General features: G+C 61.2%; 7 protein-coding genes and 2 tRNA genes. 2 read left to right on the forward strand and 7 right to left on the reverse strand.

Annotated elements, in window-relative coordinates; genetic code table 11:
* Positions 1-8 precede the first annotated feature (8 nt).
* Positions 9-6812 (forward strand): AIDA repeat-containing protein, encoded by a 6804-nt coding sequence (locus KFZ77_RS08285; protein ID WP_264385957.1) that lies wholly within the window; start codon positions 9-11, stop codon positions 6810-6812.
* Between the two features lie 215 nt (positions 6813-7027).
* On the opposite strand, the gene KFZ77_RS08290 is transcribed toward KFZ77_RS08285, so the two are convergent.
* The 3 genes from KFZ77_RS08290 to mdtK all read right to left on the reverse strand — a co-directional run bounded on the left by KFZ77_RS08290 (position 7028) and on the right by mdtK (position 8717).
* Positions 7028-7104, reverse strand: a tRNA-Val gene (locus tag KFZ77_RS08290).
* A gap of 13 nt (positions 7105-7117) precedes the next feature.
* Positions 7118-7194: transfer RNA gene (locus tag KFZ77_RS08295), tRNA-Val, on the reverse strand.
* 149 nt (positions 7195-7343) lie between these two features.
* Positions 7344-8717, reverse strand: coding sequence for an MdtK family multidrug efflux MATE transporter (gene mdtK, locus KFZ77_RS08300; RefSeq protein WP_264385958.1), 1374 nt, complete (start codon positions 8715-8717; stop codon positions 7344-7346).
* A gap of 225 nt (positions 8718-8942) precedes the next feature.
* Here mdtK and KFZ77_RS08305 point away from each other — a divergent pair, with 225 nt between their 5' ends.
* A complete protein-coding gene (locus tag KFZ77_RS08305) occupies positions 8943-9596 on the forward strand; it encodes a riboflavin synthase subunit alpha (RefSeq protein ID WP_264385959.1) in 654 nt (217 codons plus the stop codon).
* Position 9597: 1 nt separating this feature from the next.
* Here KFZ77_RS08305 and KFZ77_RS08310 read toward each other — a convergent pair whose 3' ends face one another.
* From KFZ77_RS08310 to cfa, 4 genes are all read right to left on the reverse strand, one after another.
* Positions 9598-10521, reverse strand: a complete 924-nt coding sequence (locus KFZ77_RS08310; protein WP_264385960.1) for a LacI family DNA-binding transcriptional regulator — start codon at positions 10519-10521, stop codon at positions 9598-9600.
* Positions 10522-10565: 44 nt separating this feature from the next.
* Positions 10566-11951: a glycoside hydrolase family 1 protein gene (locus KFZ77_RS08315; protein ID WP_264385961.1), complete on the reverse strand. Its 1386-nt coding sequence runs from the start codon at positions 11949-11951 to the stop codon at positions 10566-10568.
* 25 nt (positions 11952-11976) lie between these two features.
* Positions 11977-13290, reverse strand: coding sequence for a PTS sugar transporter subunit IIC (locus tag KFZ77_RS08320; RefSeq protein WP_031522451.1), 1314 nt, complete (start codon positions 13288-13290; stop codon positions 11977-11979).
* Positions 13291-13456: 166 nt separating this feature from the next.
* Positions 13457-14605, reverse strand: a complete 1149-nt coding sequence (cfa, locus tag KFZ77_RS08325; protein ID WP_264385962.1) for a cyclopropane fatty acyl phospholipid synthase — start codon at positions 14603-14605, stop codon at positions 13457-13459.
* Between the last annotated feature and the right edge of the window lie 236 nt (positions 14606-14841).

Below are 14841 nucleotides of genomic sequence, written 5' to 3' on the forward strand. Positions count from 1 at the left end.
ACATTGAAATGAAAAAAAGTCTTAACTGCAGTTACCGGCTGGTGTGGAATGACGTTCAGCGGGCGTTTGTGGTGGTTTCAGAGCTGACCCGGGCAAAAGGCAAGCGCGCCGGCGGCGCGGTGCTGATCTCCGCGGCGGTGGGCGGCATGTTCGCCAGCACCGGGGCGATGGCATTTACCCTGGACGTCACCGGTTCGATACGGGATGAAGTGGTGCAGGAGGGCGTACAGAACGTGCGTACCGGCGGGTTAACCACTAACCACACCATCGGCAATCGCGGCACCCAGGTGGTGGCGGGCGGGCAGGCGGTCGATACTCGCGTTCAGGACGGCGGTTTACAGATTGTGCGTCAGAACGGTCAGACCACCGGTACCCAGGTGACTGAGGGCGTACAGATTGTTGAAGCGGACGGAACGGCAAACGGCTCGCAGCTTAACAGCGGCGGCAAGCAGGCGGTCTCCGGTACGGCAAACAACACGGTGGTCGGGGCTGGCGGTGCGCAAACCGTGCTGCAAAATGGCCTGGCTACGCAAACCGTGATCAACAATGGCGGCGTGCAAACCGTCAACGGCAGTTCCGTTCAGGGCACCGTTAACGCGGGCGGCACCCAGCTCATCAACAGCGGCGGCTTCTCTCAGAGCGCGACGGTCAACAGCGGCGGCAGCCAGCATGTTAACGTCGGAGGCTCAGCGGCAGACACCACTATCTTCGGCGGCGGCAATCAGATTGTTGCTGGCACCGTCTCCGGGGCGCACCTCAACGACGGCGGCGCACAGCTGGTTCAGCAAACCGGTAAATCTATCGGCACCATCATCAACAACCGCGGCACCCAGACCGTAGACGGCACCGCCATCTCCTCGGTGGTAAACAACGGCGGTACCCAGTTGGTTCATAACGGCGCGCTGGCGGCGGATACCACGGTCAACAGCGGCGGCGTGCAGCACATCAACCTTGGCGGCGCGGCCTCAGACGGCGTGGTGTTTGGCGGCGGCACCCAGGTGGTGGCGGGCACGGCCTCCGGCACCAGCGTAAGCGACGGCGGTGCGCAGCTGGTGCAGGAAACCGGTAAATCCACCGGCACCATCATCAACAATCGCGGCACCCAGACGGTAGACGGTCAGGCCATCTCCTCGGTGGTGAATGCGGGCGGTACGCAGCAGGTTAACCGCGGTGGCCTGGCGTCAGGCGGCGTGATAAGCACCGGCGGCCTGCAACACATCAGTGAAGGCGGCGCGGCCTCGGATGCCATTCTGCTCGGCGGCACCCAGCTGGTCGAAGGGATGTCCTCCGGCACCATTATCAACAACGGCGGCCTGCAGCAGGTGCACGCCAGCGGTATGAGCAATGATTCGGTGGTTAACGCCGGCGGCGAACAGGATGTGGACGGCGTCTCGTTCTCGGCGGAAGTGAACGACGGCGGCCTGCAGAAGGTGCGCAGCGGCGGCACCGCCACCAGCGCGGTGATCAACAGCGGCGGGATTCAGGACGTGCTGGTGGGCGGCTCTACTGCCTTCACCACGCTGCTGGGTGGTATTCAGGAGCTGGCGGGCGTGGCAGCGGACACCATCATCGGCGCGGGCGGCGTACAGCATGTTCAGGTAGGCGGCAGCGCCACCGGGTCGCTGATCAATGACGGCGGTCTGCAGCGCGTGGACGGCACCGCCACGTCATCAGTCATCTATGACGGCGGCACCCAGCTGGTGAACCGCGGCGGGCTGGCTGACAGCGCAACCGTGAACAGCGGCGGTCTGCAACACGTCAATGAAGGCGGTGCGGCTTCTGATACCACGGTATTCGGCGGTGGTAAGCAGGTGGTTGCTGGCACGGCATCCGGCACCAGCATCAACAACGGCGGTCATCAGCTGGTGCAGGCCACCGGTAAAGCCACCGACACCATCATCAACAGCGGCGGCACCCAGGCGGTAGACGGCGCGGCCATCTCTGCGGTAGTCAATGACGGCGGGGTGCAGCTGGTTCACGCCGGGGGGCTGGCGGCAGGCTCACTGGTGAACAGCGGCGGTCTGCAGCACATCAACGAAGGCGGCGCGGCCTCAGACGGACTGCTGGCGGGCGGAACCCAGATTGTTGAAGGGACTGCATCCGGCACCCGCGTGGATTCTGGCGGCGTGCAGCAGGTTCATGTCACCGGGAAAACCACCGACACGAAAATTTTTGACGGCGGCTTCCAGGATGTGGACGGCACCGCCAACGGCTCGATCGTTTACACCGGCGGCACCCAGCTGATCCGCAGCGGCGGTCATGCGAACAATACCCGTGTCGATAAAAACGGCGTGCAGATCGTGCGTGCTAACGGCGCAGCGTCAAAAACCACGCTGCTGGGCGGTACGCAGCAGGTCGCAGGCACGGCGGGCGACACGGTGATTGGCGACGGCGGCATTCAGCACGTTCAGGTGGGCGGTAGCGCCACCGGGTCGCTGATCAACAGCGGCGGCCTGCAGCGCGTTGACGGTTCCGCCACCTCAGCGGTGGTGAACAACGGCGGCGTGCAGCTGGTGAACAGCGGCGGTCTGGCTGCCGGCTCCATCGTCAATAACGGCGGCCTGCAGCACATCAATCTCGGCGGGGCAGCCTCTGACGGCACCATCTTTGGCGGCGGCAGACAGCTGGTCGCGGGTACGGCCTCTGGCACCAGCGTCAGCGACGGCGGTCTGCAGATCGTTCAGTCCACCGGCAAAACCACCAATACCAAAATCAACAGCGGCGGCGTGCAGAGCGTGGACGGTAACGCCACCTCGTCGGTCGTGCGTAACGGCGGCACCCAGCTGGTGAACAAGGGCGGCCTCGCGGCAGGCACCACCGTCAACAGCGGCGGCCTGCAGCACATCAACCTCGGCGGCGCAGCTTCTGACGGCACCGTGTTCGGCGGCGGCAAGCAGGTAGTAGAAGGCACCGCCTCCGGTACCAGCCTGAGCGAGGGCGGCCACCAGATCGTCACCACCACCGGAAAAGCCACCGGCACCCTGATCAACAGCGGCGGCGTACAGAGCGTGGACGGCAATGCTACCTCGGCCGTGGTGCGCAACGGCGGCACCCAGCTGGTGAACAAGGGCGGTCTGGCGGCAGGCACCACCGTGAACAGCGGCGGCCTGCAGCACATCAATCTCGGCGGTGCGGCCTCGGACGGCACGGTATTTGGCGGCGGCAAGCAAGTAGTAGAAGGCACCGCCTCCGGCACCAGCCTGAGCGATGGCGGCACCCAACTGGTGAAAGGGACCGGGAAAACCACCAGCACCCACATCAACAGCGGCGGTGTACAGAGCGTAGACGGCGCGGCAATCTCCTCGGTCGTCAACAACGGCGGTCAGCAGATCGTCAACGTCGGCGGTCTGGCAGCCGGCTCCATCGTGAAAAACGGTGGTATCCAGCATATCTCGGCGGGTGGCGCAGCCTCTGACGGCACGGTGTTTGGCGGCGGTACCCAACTGGTGGAAGGCTCGGCCTCCGGCACCAGCATCAGCGATGGCGGGGTGCAGCTGGTCACCAAGAGCGGTCAGGCCAGCGGCACGCTGATCAACAGCGGTGGCGTCCAGCGCGTACACGGTCAGTCGTTTGAAGCCGTGGTGAATAACGGCGGGCAGAAGATCGTTGACCCGTACGGCTGGTCGCGCCAGAGCGTGATCAACGCTGGCGGGACGCAGATCCTCAGCAACTCCGCGGTAGCGATCTCCACCGTACTCAACGGCGGTGAGCAGCACGTCAATAACGGCGCGAAATCCTTCGCCGCACGCCTGCTGGGCGGTACCCAGAATATCGGCAGCGGCGGTCAGGCCTTCGAAGCCCGTATCGAGAAGGGCGGTGTGCAGAACGTTAATTCCGGCGGCTATACCTATGGCGGCACCATCTCTACCGGCGGCCGACAAAACGTAGCTGCCGGCGGCGTCACCGACTTCACCTTCGTGGATGGCGGCCTGCAGGTGGTTGATGGCACCTCGATTGTCAGCATCGTGAAAAACGGCGGGCGTCAGGTCATCAATAAAAACGCCAATGCCGAAGTCTCGGTGGTTATCGACGGCGGTATTCAGGAGGTGTCCGGCACCACTACCGGGTCAGAGATTACCCGCGCTGAACAGCGTATCTTCAGCGGCGGTACCGCCACGTCGACTATCCTGAGTGACGGTGCCATCCAGGGTATTTACGACGGTGCAGTAGTGACTGACACCCGCAACCGCAACAGTATCCAGAATCTGTACAGTGGCGGACGGGCGGAAAACACCCTGATGGATGACTTTGCGGTGCAGAATATCGCCGCAGGTGCCACGGCGGTGAATACCTCCCTGGGCAACGGCAGCAAGCAGAACGTGTACGGCAACGCGACGGATACCGAACTCTCCTCAGACGGCGTACAGAACGTCTATAACGGCGGTACTGCCACCCGCACCACGATCTACGAGCGTGGCATCCAGACTATCCACAACGGCGGCTCGTCCATTCTGGCGGTCATTCGTGCAGGCGGCATCCAGAACGTACTGAACGGCGGTACCGCCACCAGCACCACCATCAACGACGGCGGCACCCAGAACGTCAACAGCGGCGGGACGGTAATCTCCACCATCATCCGCGATGGCGGGATCCAGAACGTCAATGACGGCGCGATTGTTATCGACAACACCGTGGTTGGCGATCAGGTGGTGAATCAGGGCGGCACCGTCGCCTCGTCTACCGTCAGCGAAAACGGCGCTCAGAGCGTCACCTTCGGTGGCACCGCCATCTCCACCAGCGTCAGCAAAGGCGGCGCCCAGTTCGTGCGCGCCGGCGGCGTGGCGGATCTGACGGCGATTGAACGCGGCGGCATGCTGGCACTGGAAGATGGCGCAACGGCCACCAATATCAATCTCAGCAGCGGTGCGGCACTGATGGCAGGCACCGATACCACGCTCAACGGTACCAACGCGAACGGCAGCTTCTCGATTGCCGATAAGGTTGCGGAAAGCCTGCTGCTGGAGGGCGGCGGTCTGCTGTCGGTTGCCGCTGACGGTAGCGCCAACAACACCGTGGTCGGCGAGAACGGTATGCTGAGCGTCACCGAGGGCGGTACCCTGACCGGAGTCACCAAAGTCAACGACGGCGGTACCCTGGCCGGTAACGTAATCAACAGCGGCGAACTGCGCATCACCACCGAGGCCAGCGCCAACACCATCAACGCGGCCATCAACGGCAACGGGACGCTGTATAAAGAAGGAAGCAACACCCTGACCCTGAGCGGCGTGCTCAATCAGGCGGGTGGCACGTATCTGCAGAGCGGTACCCTGGTGTTCAGCGGGCTTGAGGCCGTGACCGACATCATCGCCCAGCTCGGCACCTCGCTGCAGCTGACCAATGGCACCACGCTCACCGGGATGATCGACCCGACCGACCTGACCGTCGATGCCGGTTCGAGCTGGCTGATGACCGATGACTCCCTGCTCAATAACCTGACGCTGGGCGGCTCGATTGACTATCAGGCACCGACCGGGGCGTTCGTCCCGAAAACCCTGACCGTGACTAACCTGGTGGGCAACGGCGGTACCATCACCCTGAATACCCTGTTCGACGGTGATACCGCCGTGAGCGACAGCCTGGTACTGGACGGCGGTACAGCGACCGGTAACACGCGGATCGCCATTCGCAGCCAGGGTGGCCTGGGTGCGCGTACCACCGGCGATGGTATCCAGGTCGTGAACGCCATCAACGGCGCGACCACCACCGACGATGCCTTCAGCCTCAACGGCAGCCTGCAGGCGGGGGCGTACAACTATACCCTGCAACAGGGCAGCGCTGACGAGAGCTGGTATCTGACCACCGCGGATGCAGGCAGCAGCGAGAGTGGCCCGCAGAACTACCGTTCGGCGATGTACCTCTACAGCTCGATCTATGCCCAGGCGATGGACTATGACAGTGCGCTGCTTGGCTCACTGGATGCCCGTCGCTATGCGGCGCGTACCGCAGCCGAAGGCGGCAGCAACATGTGGGCCCGTTTCCAGGCCGGTCAGCTGAGCCACGATCACGGCAGCGACGATCTGCGCAGCGGCAGCACGCCGGAGAGTAAAGGCGGGTATACCTTCCTGCAGATCGGTAGCGATCTGTGGCAGGGTTCTGCCTCGACGATGGAGTGGAGCGTTGGGGTGTACGGTGCGGCGGGGCTGTCAGCCATCGACGTACAGCGTAACAACAAGTCGAAAGCCGGTACGGTGCGTGACGACGCTTACAGCGGCGGTCTCTACCTCAACGGCGTGCATGAGAGCGGCTGGTGGATGGACGTGGTGGCCCAGGGTACACGCCACAACTTCGACACTAACCCGCGCGACGGCGACGGCCTGAAAACCCACGGCTGGGGCTACGTTGGCTCCTTCGAAACCGGTCTGCCGTTTGAGATCGGCGGTGGCCTGGTGCTGGAACCGCAGGTGCAGTACCAGTATCGCGGCGTAAACCTGAAAGATGGCGATGATGACGTAGCAGACGTGCAGTTCGGGGACGGTCACAGCCAGCAGGTACGTGCCGGTCTGCGTCTGGGCAACAACGCCACCCTAAAAGAGACAGGCAAACCGGTTCCGGTGAGCTGGTGGGTGCGTCCGTCCTTCATCCAGACCTTCGATTCGAAGGGCGATCTGAACGTCAGCGCGCCAGGCGTTGCCGGCAGTGAGGTATCGTTCAATCCGGATCAGGATGGCACCGCCGCGGCGCTGGATGTCGGTATCGACGGCCAGATCCGCGATAACGTCACCCTCGGGGTGCGCGCAGGCTACACCCAGACCATCGACGACGCCGGCACCGGCGGCTACGGCGGTCAAATCACGCTGAAAGTCGGTTTCTGATAGCCAGGCAGTAACATAATAAAAGCCGCACCGAAGGGGGCGGCTTTTTTGTATCTGTTATCCCTGCATTCGCACCCGCGATGGGTTAACTCACGTTCAGAAAGGAACGGATGTCATACCGCGTGATGCGTTTTACCGGCAAAACGACAAGGTTTAATTTTGCAGCCTGAAAAGAAGAGGGGGATTATACGGAAACGCTAAGAGGTACTACAGAATGGTGCGTCCGAGTGGACTCGAACCACCGACCCCCACCATGTCAAGGTGGTGCTCTAACCAACTGAGCTACGGACGCACTGAGAAGAGAATGGTGCGTTCAATTGGACTCGAACCAACGACCCCCACCATGTCAAGGTGGTGCTCTAACCAACTGAGCTATGAACGCACTGACTGTCGCTGACAGCGGGGACGAATATTAGCGATCCCCCTGCCGCCTGGCAAGCGCTAAATGGCAATTTTCTCTCTGATTTCACGCGATTGCTGCGCATGTGCGCAAAATGGAGAGAAAGTAGCCGCCCGCAGGCGGCTTATGCCTTAGCGCGCGGCGCGTTGCAGAATGACGGCGTCCGGCTGGCGCTGCAAAAAGCGCATCCGCGTCATCATTAATACTGCCGCGGAGGTCAGGCCGATAATAAAGCCCATCCAGAAACCGGCCGGCCCCATCGGCTCCACCACCCAGTCGGTCAGCGCCAGAATATAGCCCGACGGCAGACCCAGCACCCAGTACGCGGTGAAGGTAATGTAGAAGATCCAGCGGGTGTCTTTGTAGCCGCGCAGAATGCCGCTGCCAATCACCTGGATGGAGTCGGAGAGCTGGTAGATTGCCGCCAGCAGCATCAGCTGCGAGGCCAGTGCCACCACCGCCGGATTGTCGTTATACAGCAGGGCGATCTGCTCGCGCAGGGTGACGGTAAACAGCGCCGTCACGCATGCCATGCCGACGCCGACCATCAGCCCGGTACGCGCGGCGGTTTTCGCCAGCTCCGGCGAACCCTGACCCAGACGATAGCCAACCCTAATGGTGACCGCCATCGCCAGCGACAGCGGCAGGACGAACATCAGCGAGCTGAAGTTAAGCGCAATCTGGTGCCCCGCCACGTCAACAATTCCCAGCGGGGAGACCAGCAGGGCAACCACAGCAAACAGCGTCACTTCGAAGAACAGCGCCAGTGCGATGGGCAGGCCGAGCTGGGTCAGGCGTTTCAGCACCGCCCAGTCAGGCTTCTCAAAGCGCGACTCGGCGGTAATATCGCGCATGGAGCGCGCGCGGCGCACCCACAGCGACATGCAGAGGTACATCACCCAGTAGACCGCCGCGGTGGCCACGCCGCAGCCGACGCCGCCCAGCTCCGGCATCCCGAGATGACCGTAAATAAAGATGTAGTTCAGCGGAATGTTAACCAGCAGGCCGATAAAGCCCATTACCATTCCCGGCTTAGTTTTCGCCAGCCCCTCGCACTGGTTGCGCGCCACCTGGAAGAAGAGGTAGCCCGGCGCGCCCCACAGCAGCGCCCGCAGGTAGCCGACGGCGATATCGGCCATTTTCGGGTCAATATCATGCATGGCGTGAATAATATGACCCGCGTTCCAGAGCACCACCATCACCAGCACAGACACCAGCGCCGCCAGCCAGTAGCCCTGACGCACCTGATGCGCGACGCGATCGCGGCGGCCTGCGCCGTTGAGCTGCGCGATAGTCGGCGTGAGGGCCAGCAGCAGGCCGTGGGCGAAGAGGATCGCCGGCAGCCAGATAGAGGTGCCGATGGCGACCGCCGCCATGTCGGTGGCGCTGTAACCGCCGGCCAGCACGGTATCAACAAAGCCCATTGAGGACTGGGCAACCTGCGCGAGGATCACCGGAATAGCCAGAGCCAGTAACTGACGCGCTTCACTGGAGTACTTCTGCACGTGAACACCTGTATTGTTGTTATTTGCGAGACTAAAAAAGCCGCCATACGTGGCAGCAGGAAGAGAATGCGGGGAATTTCAGTCCATTGTAGCGGGAGTAATTCATTAAGCCAGTGAAATAGTGCACTTAAGGCGCTGCAGGCTGGCAAGGGGATTTTCCACCTGTTATTGTGCTGGGCATGGCGTTGCGGCGCGGGCCGCATAACGAATTGAGGAGTCAACATTATGTTTACGGGGATTGTGCAGGGCATAGCAAAAGTAGTGAACATCACTGAAAAACCTAACTTCCGTACCCACGTGGTGGAACTGCCGGAGGCGCTGCTGCCCGGTCTGGAAACCGGTGCCTCGGTGGCGCATAACGGCTGCTGCCTGACCGTCACAGAGATCGACGGAAATCGGGTCAGCTTCGACCTGATGAAAGAGACCCTGCGTGTCACCAACCTCGGCGAGCTGAACGAAGGCGACGTGGTGAATATCGAGCGTGCGGCAAAGTTCAATGATGAGATTGGCGGGCACCTGATGTCCGGGCACATCATGACCACCGCCGAGGTGGCGAAGATCTTAACCTCAGAAAACAACCGTCAGATCTGGTTTAAGCTCCAGCAGCCGGAGCTGATGAAGTACATTCTGCAGAAGGGGTATGTCGGCGTGGACGGCATCAGCCTGACGGTGGGGGAAACCACGGCAACGCGTTTCTGCGTACACCTGATCCCGGAAACCCTGCAGCGCACCACCCTCGGCAGTAAAAAGCTCGGGCATCGCGTTAACATTGAAATCGACCCCCAGACTCAGGCGGTGGTGGATACCGTGGAGCGGGTGATGGCGAGCCGTGAAGCGGCGCTGGCCGCCGCCGCTGTACAGGCTCAGCAAGAGTCCTGATTCAGTCGCACAGCAGGGTGCCGCGTACCCTGTTGTGCTCATCGTCCTGCCCGAGCACCAGCGCGACCGCCTTGCGGGCAATGCCCTCCAGCGAATAGCCGATTGCCGGTATGGCGCTCTGCCCCGGCAGACGCGTACTGCCGTCGAGACTGAACACCACCACCTGCTCCGGCACGCTAATCTGATAGTCGCGCAGCAGGGTTATCGCCTCCTGCGCCTGACTGTCGTCGGTGACCAGCAGGGCAGTAAACTTCACCCGGCTGTTGATCAGTTTTTGCAGCGCGATGCGCGGCTCGCTTTCGCCCTCAATTACCCGCTGACGGTTGAAGGGAATAAGCTGGTTTTCTGCCGCTTCGCGATAGCCCTGCAGGGTTTCCCGTGCCGCATCCCCGCCGGGAAAGTTGATCAGCGCGATGTCGCGGCGCTTGTGACGACTCAGATACTCCACCGCGGTCTGCGCGGCAAACTGACGGTCGCAGGCCACGCTCTGGGCGTCCGGGGCGCTCAGGCAGTCGATAAAGATCACGTCCTCATGCAGCGGCGGCAGGGCGAAGCGCGCCCCCACCACCAGCAGGGCATCGCACAGCCCGCTCGACAACTCCTCCACCGCCCGCAGTACCGCCGGCGCATCGCTGGCAAAGCGCAGCAGCAGATGCTTGCGGTGCTGGCTGAGCTGTTTCTCCAGCGCCTGTAAATAGCCGGTGGACTGCTGAACGTGTTCGGTGGCGCAGATCACGCCGATGCAGTGCGTGGTCTGACTGGTCAGCGAGCGGGCGATGGCGTTGGGCTTGTAGTTCAGCGTCTCGGCGGCGCGTAACACCGCCTGACGGCTCGCTTCCTTCACGCCGCGGCTGCCGCTCAGCACGCGCGATACCGTGGCCTTGGAGACCTGCGCCAGACGCGCGACATCGTTAATGGTGGACATAATCATTTCCTGAAAACAGGCGGGCGCGCAAGCCCGCCGGGCACTCACTCAGTAAAGCCATTGCGTTCCGCGGTCTGGCTGAACCACTCCCCGCTGCGCTTGATGGTGCGCTGCTGGGTTTTAATATCAAGCGACACAAAGCCGTAGCGGTTTTTATACGCGTTGCACCAGGACCAGTTATCGATAAAGGTCCACATATGGTAGCCGAGGCAGTTGCTGCCCTCGCTGATGCCCTTGTGCAGCCACTTCAGGTGCTCGCGTACAAAATCGATGCGGTACTGGTCCTCGATTTTGCCGTCTTTTTCAAAGCGCTGCTCGTTCTCCACACCCATACCGTTCTCGGAAATATAGCAGCGCGGATTGCCATAGTTTTCGCGCAGGTTGGTGAGGATGTCGTAGATACCGCGCTCGTAGATCTCCCAGCCGCGATACGGGTTCATCTTACGGCCCGGCATCTCATACGCGCTGAAGAACCACTCCGGCATAAACGGGCTGGCCGGATTGACCACGCTGTCGCGGCACTTGATGCGGCGCGGCTGATAATAGTTCACGCCGAGCAGATCCACCACGCCATCGCGGATCAGCGCCGCGTCTTCCGGCTCGCTGACCGGCAGCATACCGTACTCGTTGAGCAGCGACACCAGATCTTCCGGGTAGCTGCCGCGCAGCACCGGGTCGAGGAAGCTGCGGTTGAAGAACAGATCCGCAATGTGGGCGGCCTTGACGTCCGCCGGATGCTGCGAGCGCGGGTAGGAGGGGGTAAGGTTGAGAATGATGCCGATTTCGCCCTCGGCGCCACACTCGCGCCAGGCTTTTACTGCCCGGGCATGGGCCAGAATGGTGTGGTACGCCACGGTCGCCGCACGCCTGAAGTCCACCACGTTGGGGTAGTGGAAGTCATACAGATAGCCGCCTTCCACCGGTACTACCGGTTCGTTGAAGGTGAACCAGGTTTTCACCCGATCGCCAAACAGCCCAAAGCAGGTGCGGGCGTAATGCTCATACGCCTCTACGACTTCGCGACTCTCCCAGCCGCCTTTCTCCTGCATCGTCATCGGCATATCGAAGTGGAACAGGTTAATGAATGGCGTGATCCCCTGGGCCAGCAGTTCGTCGATCACCTGGTTATAGAATTCCACCGCCTGCGGGTTAACCTCGCCGCTGCCGTCGGGGATCAGCCGCGCCCAGGAGATCGAGGTGCGAAAGCTGTTGTGGTTAAGCTGCTTCAGCAGCGCGATATCCGCTTTCCAGTTCTGATAAAAGGTGGAGGTCTGCGCCGGGCCGACGCCGTGGTGAAAACGCTCGGGCTGGGCATCGAACCAGTGGTCCCACACCGTCGGGGTTTTACCATACGCAAGGCTCTCGCCTTCGGTCTGCGGCGCGGAGCTGGCGCTGCCCCACCAGAAATTTTTCGGAAATACGTAGTCCATTGCATCCTCTCAGCGGTGACGGAGATTAATTTACGGTGACAGTGTCACTTTGCGCGTGATTATTTTCTTCCTGTTTGAGCAGGGTGCGCTCGTAAGCTTTCAGGAACGGGTAATACATCAGGGCGGCCATCACCATACAAACCAGGCACATGATCACCGGGCTGATGGCCCAGTTGGCGGCCCAGGAGGCACCGATCGGCGCTGGCGTGGTCCACGGGGTGAGCGATACCACCTGCGCGACCCAGCCCATTTTGGTGGCGGTCCAGGCGAGGGTGGCGTTCACCATCGGGATCAGAATGAAGGGCAGGAACAGCACCGGGTTCATGATCACCGGCGCACCGAACAGGATCGGCTCGTTGATGTTAAAGAAGCTTGGCACTACGCCCATTTTGCCGATGGTGCGCAGGTGGATCGCGCGGCTGCGCAGCAGCAGCAGGGCCAGCGGCAGGGTCGAGCCGACGCCGCCGATCAGCAGATAGTGGTCCCAGAAACCCTGCAAGTAGACGTGAGGCAGTGCGCTCCCGGCGGCCAGCGCCGCCTGGTTGGCAGACAGGTTAGCCATCCAGAACGGGTTCATGATGCCGGTGACGATAAGCGCACCGTGAATGCCTGCGAACCACAGGATCTGGCAGATAAGGACCGAAATCAGCACCGCGGGCAGCGAGTCGGACGCCGCGACCAGCGGCGACAGCAGATGCATAATCGCTTCGGGAATAATCATCCCGGTGGTGGATTCGATCAGCAGATTCAGCGGGTGCAGGGTGGCAATAATCACCACTACCGGAATAAGGATCTCAAACGAGCGCGCCACCCCGGTCGGCACCTCTTTCGGCAGGCGAATAGTGATGTTGCGACGCTTCAGGAAGGCATACATCTCACTGGCGTAAATAGCCGCGATCAGCGCGGTAAAGATGCCCTGGCCGGAGAAGTACTGGGTGGAGATCTGGCCGTCTTTGTAAGGCGCGGCAACCAGCAGGAATGCCATAAACGCCAGCAGGCCGGTCATGGTCGGGTCGAGCTTGTAGTGTTTACCGAGGCTGGCACCGATCCCAACCGAGATAAAGAAGGTCATTACCCCCATGCTGAGGTTAAACGGCAGCATCAGCTGTTCACGATACTTCAGCGACAGATCGAGCCAGCCGCGGCAGAAGGCGTTCTGGGTATCGGGCGAGAAGGGCGGAAAGATAAAGACAAGTAAAAACGAACCGATGATCATAAACGGCAGGGCGGCGAGAAAACCATCCCTGATAGCCACCACGTGGCGCTGAGAACCCATGGCACCGGCCAGCGGGGTGATCTTATTTTCAATTACATGGACCATGCTCTGGTACAGGCTCATGACGGTTTTTCCTTGTAGGGGTCGTAGGCACGTCATGATTGTGAAACAAGATGGAAACCGGTTTCCAATTTATAATGAGTTAATTGTTAAGCAGATCACTCCCTGAGGAACGAAGAGCGGGAAACCGTGAGAGAGTTCACAAAAACCCCGGCAACGCCGGGGAAGGTTAGCGGGGAACGCGCAGGCCGTGCTCTACGCCGCGGCTGAAGACCACCTGCCACAGCTGGATATCACGGGCGCGGAAGGCACCGGCACAGGCGTTGAGGTAATAGGTAAACATGCGGCGGAAGCGCTCGGAGTAGTTATCCGCAATCTCCGGCCAGGCGGCCTGAAAACGCGCATACCACGCCATCAGCGTTTTGTCGTAGTCCGGCCCAAAGTTGTGCCAGTCTTCCATCACAAAGTGCTTTTCCGCCGCGTTGGCGATATGGCGCACCGAAGGCAGACAGCCGTTGGGGAAGATGTACTTATTGATCCACGGGTCTACGCTGTTGCTGGTGGTGCGGGAACCGATGGTATGCAGCAGGAACAGACCGTCCGGCTTCAGGTTCCGGTCTACCACCTCAAAGTAGGTGGCGTAGTTTTTTGGCCCGACGTGCTCGAACATGCCTACCGAAACGATGCGGTCAAACTGCTCATCGAGGTCGCGGTAGTCCTGCAGGCGGATGTTGACGTCCAGACCCTGACAGCGTTCCTGCGCCATCTTCTGCTGCTCGGCGGAGATGGTCACCCCGTGCACGCTGACACCGTAGTGCCGCGCGGCATACTCCGCCAGCCCGCCCCAGCCGCAGCCGATGTCTAGCAGCGTCATGCCCGGCTCCAGCGCCAGCTTGTCGCAGATGAGCTTCAGTTTCGCCTGTTGTGCATCGACCAGGTTGTCGGCAGTTTTCCAGTAGCCGCAGGAGTACTGCATCGCCGGGTCGAGCATGCGGCTGAAGAGATCGTTCCCCAGATCGTAGTGCTCTTTGCCTACCATCCACGCGCGCTTGCGGCTCTGGAGGTTAAAAACCCTGGCGCCGAGGATGCGCAGCGTATCTTTGAAATGGTGCGGTAGCTGCTTTTCCAGCCCGGCGCGCAGCACGCGGGTAAAAAAGAGATCGAGGCGGTCGCAGTCCCACCAGCCATCCATATAGCTTTCACCGAGGCCGAGTGAGCCTTCCTGCAGCACGCGTTTGAAAAACTGGGGATTGTTTACCCTGATGTCGCCGGGCCGGCTGCCGTTGATTTCAATGCCGGCGCGGCCCAACAGTTCACTGACGATGCGGAACCATTCACTGTCCCGGACGCTGACTTCTTCTATACATGATGAACTCATAGCTTCTCCATCACCCACGTGTGATCAGAACCTTCAAAAAGCGTAGACGCATTTTAAGGATTGAGAGAATTATCACGGTTTACACCGTGAGCCTGATTTCTGACGATGAACAGAGGAAGGGATGAAAACCCTTGCCAGAAGTGCCTTCCATGGTGGGAGGGGAGCATCCTGATCCCCGTTTCTGCCTGTTTATTATGGTGTTACGGCTGGCAGCAACGAAAATCAGTATAGGCCCC

Source organism: Siccibacter colletis, from assembly GCF_025914095.1.
GTDB classification, from domain to species: Bacteria; Pseudomonadota; Gammaproteobacteria; order Enterobacterales; family Enterobacteriaceae; genus Siccibacter; species Siccibacter colletis.

What these genes read in the sequence shown, in the direction of transcription:
- KFZ77_RS08285 (WP_264385957.1), top strand. Translation starts at nt 9, where the DNA reads ATGAAAAAAAGTCTTAACTGCAGTTACCGGCTGGTGTGGAATGACGTT.
- KFZ77_RS08305 (WP_264385959.1), top strand. Translation starts at nt 8,943, where the DNA reads ATGTTTACGGGGATTGTGCAGGGCATAGCAAAAGTAGTGAACATCACT.
- KFZ77_RS08310 (WP_264385960.1), bottom strand. Translation starts at nt 10,521, where the DNA reads ATGTCCACCATTAACGATGTCGCGCGTCTGGCGCAGGTCTCCAAGGCC.
- KFZ77_RS08315 (WP_264385961.1), bottom strand. Translation starts at nt 11,951, where the DNA reads ATGGACTACGTATTTCCGAAAAATTTCTGGTGGGGCAGCGCCAGCTCC.
- KFZ77_RS08320 (WP_031522451.1), bottom strand. Translation starts at nt 13,290, where the DNA reads ATGAGCCTGTACCAGAGCATGGTCCATGTAATTGAAAATAAGATCACC.
- cfa (WP_264385962.1), bottom strand. Translation starts at nt 14,605, where the DNA reads ATGAGTTCATCATGTATAGAAGAAGTCAGCGTCCGGGACAGTGAATGG.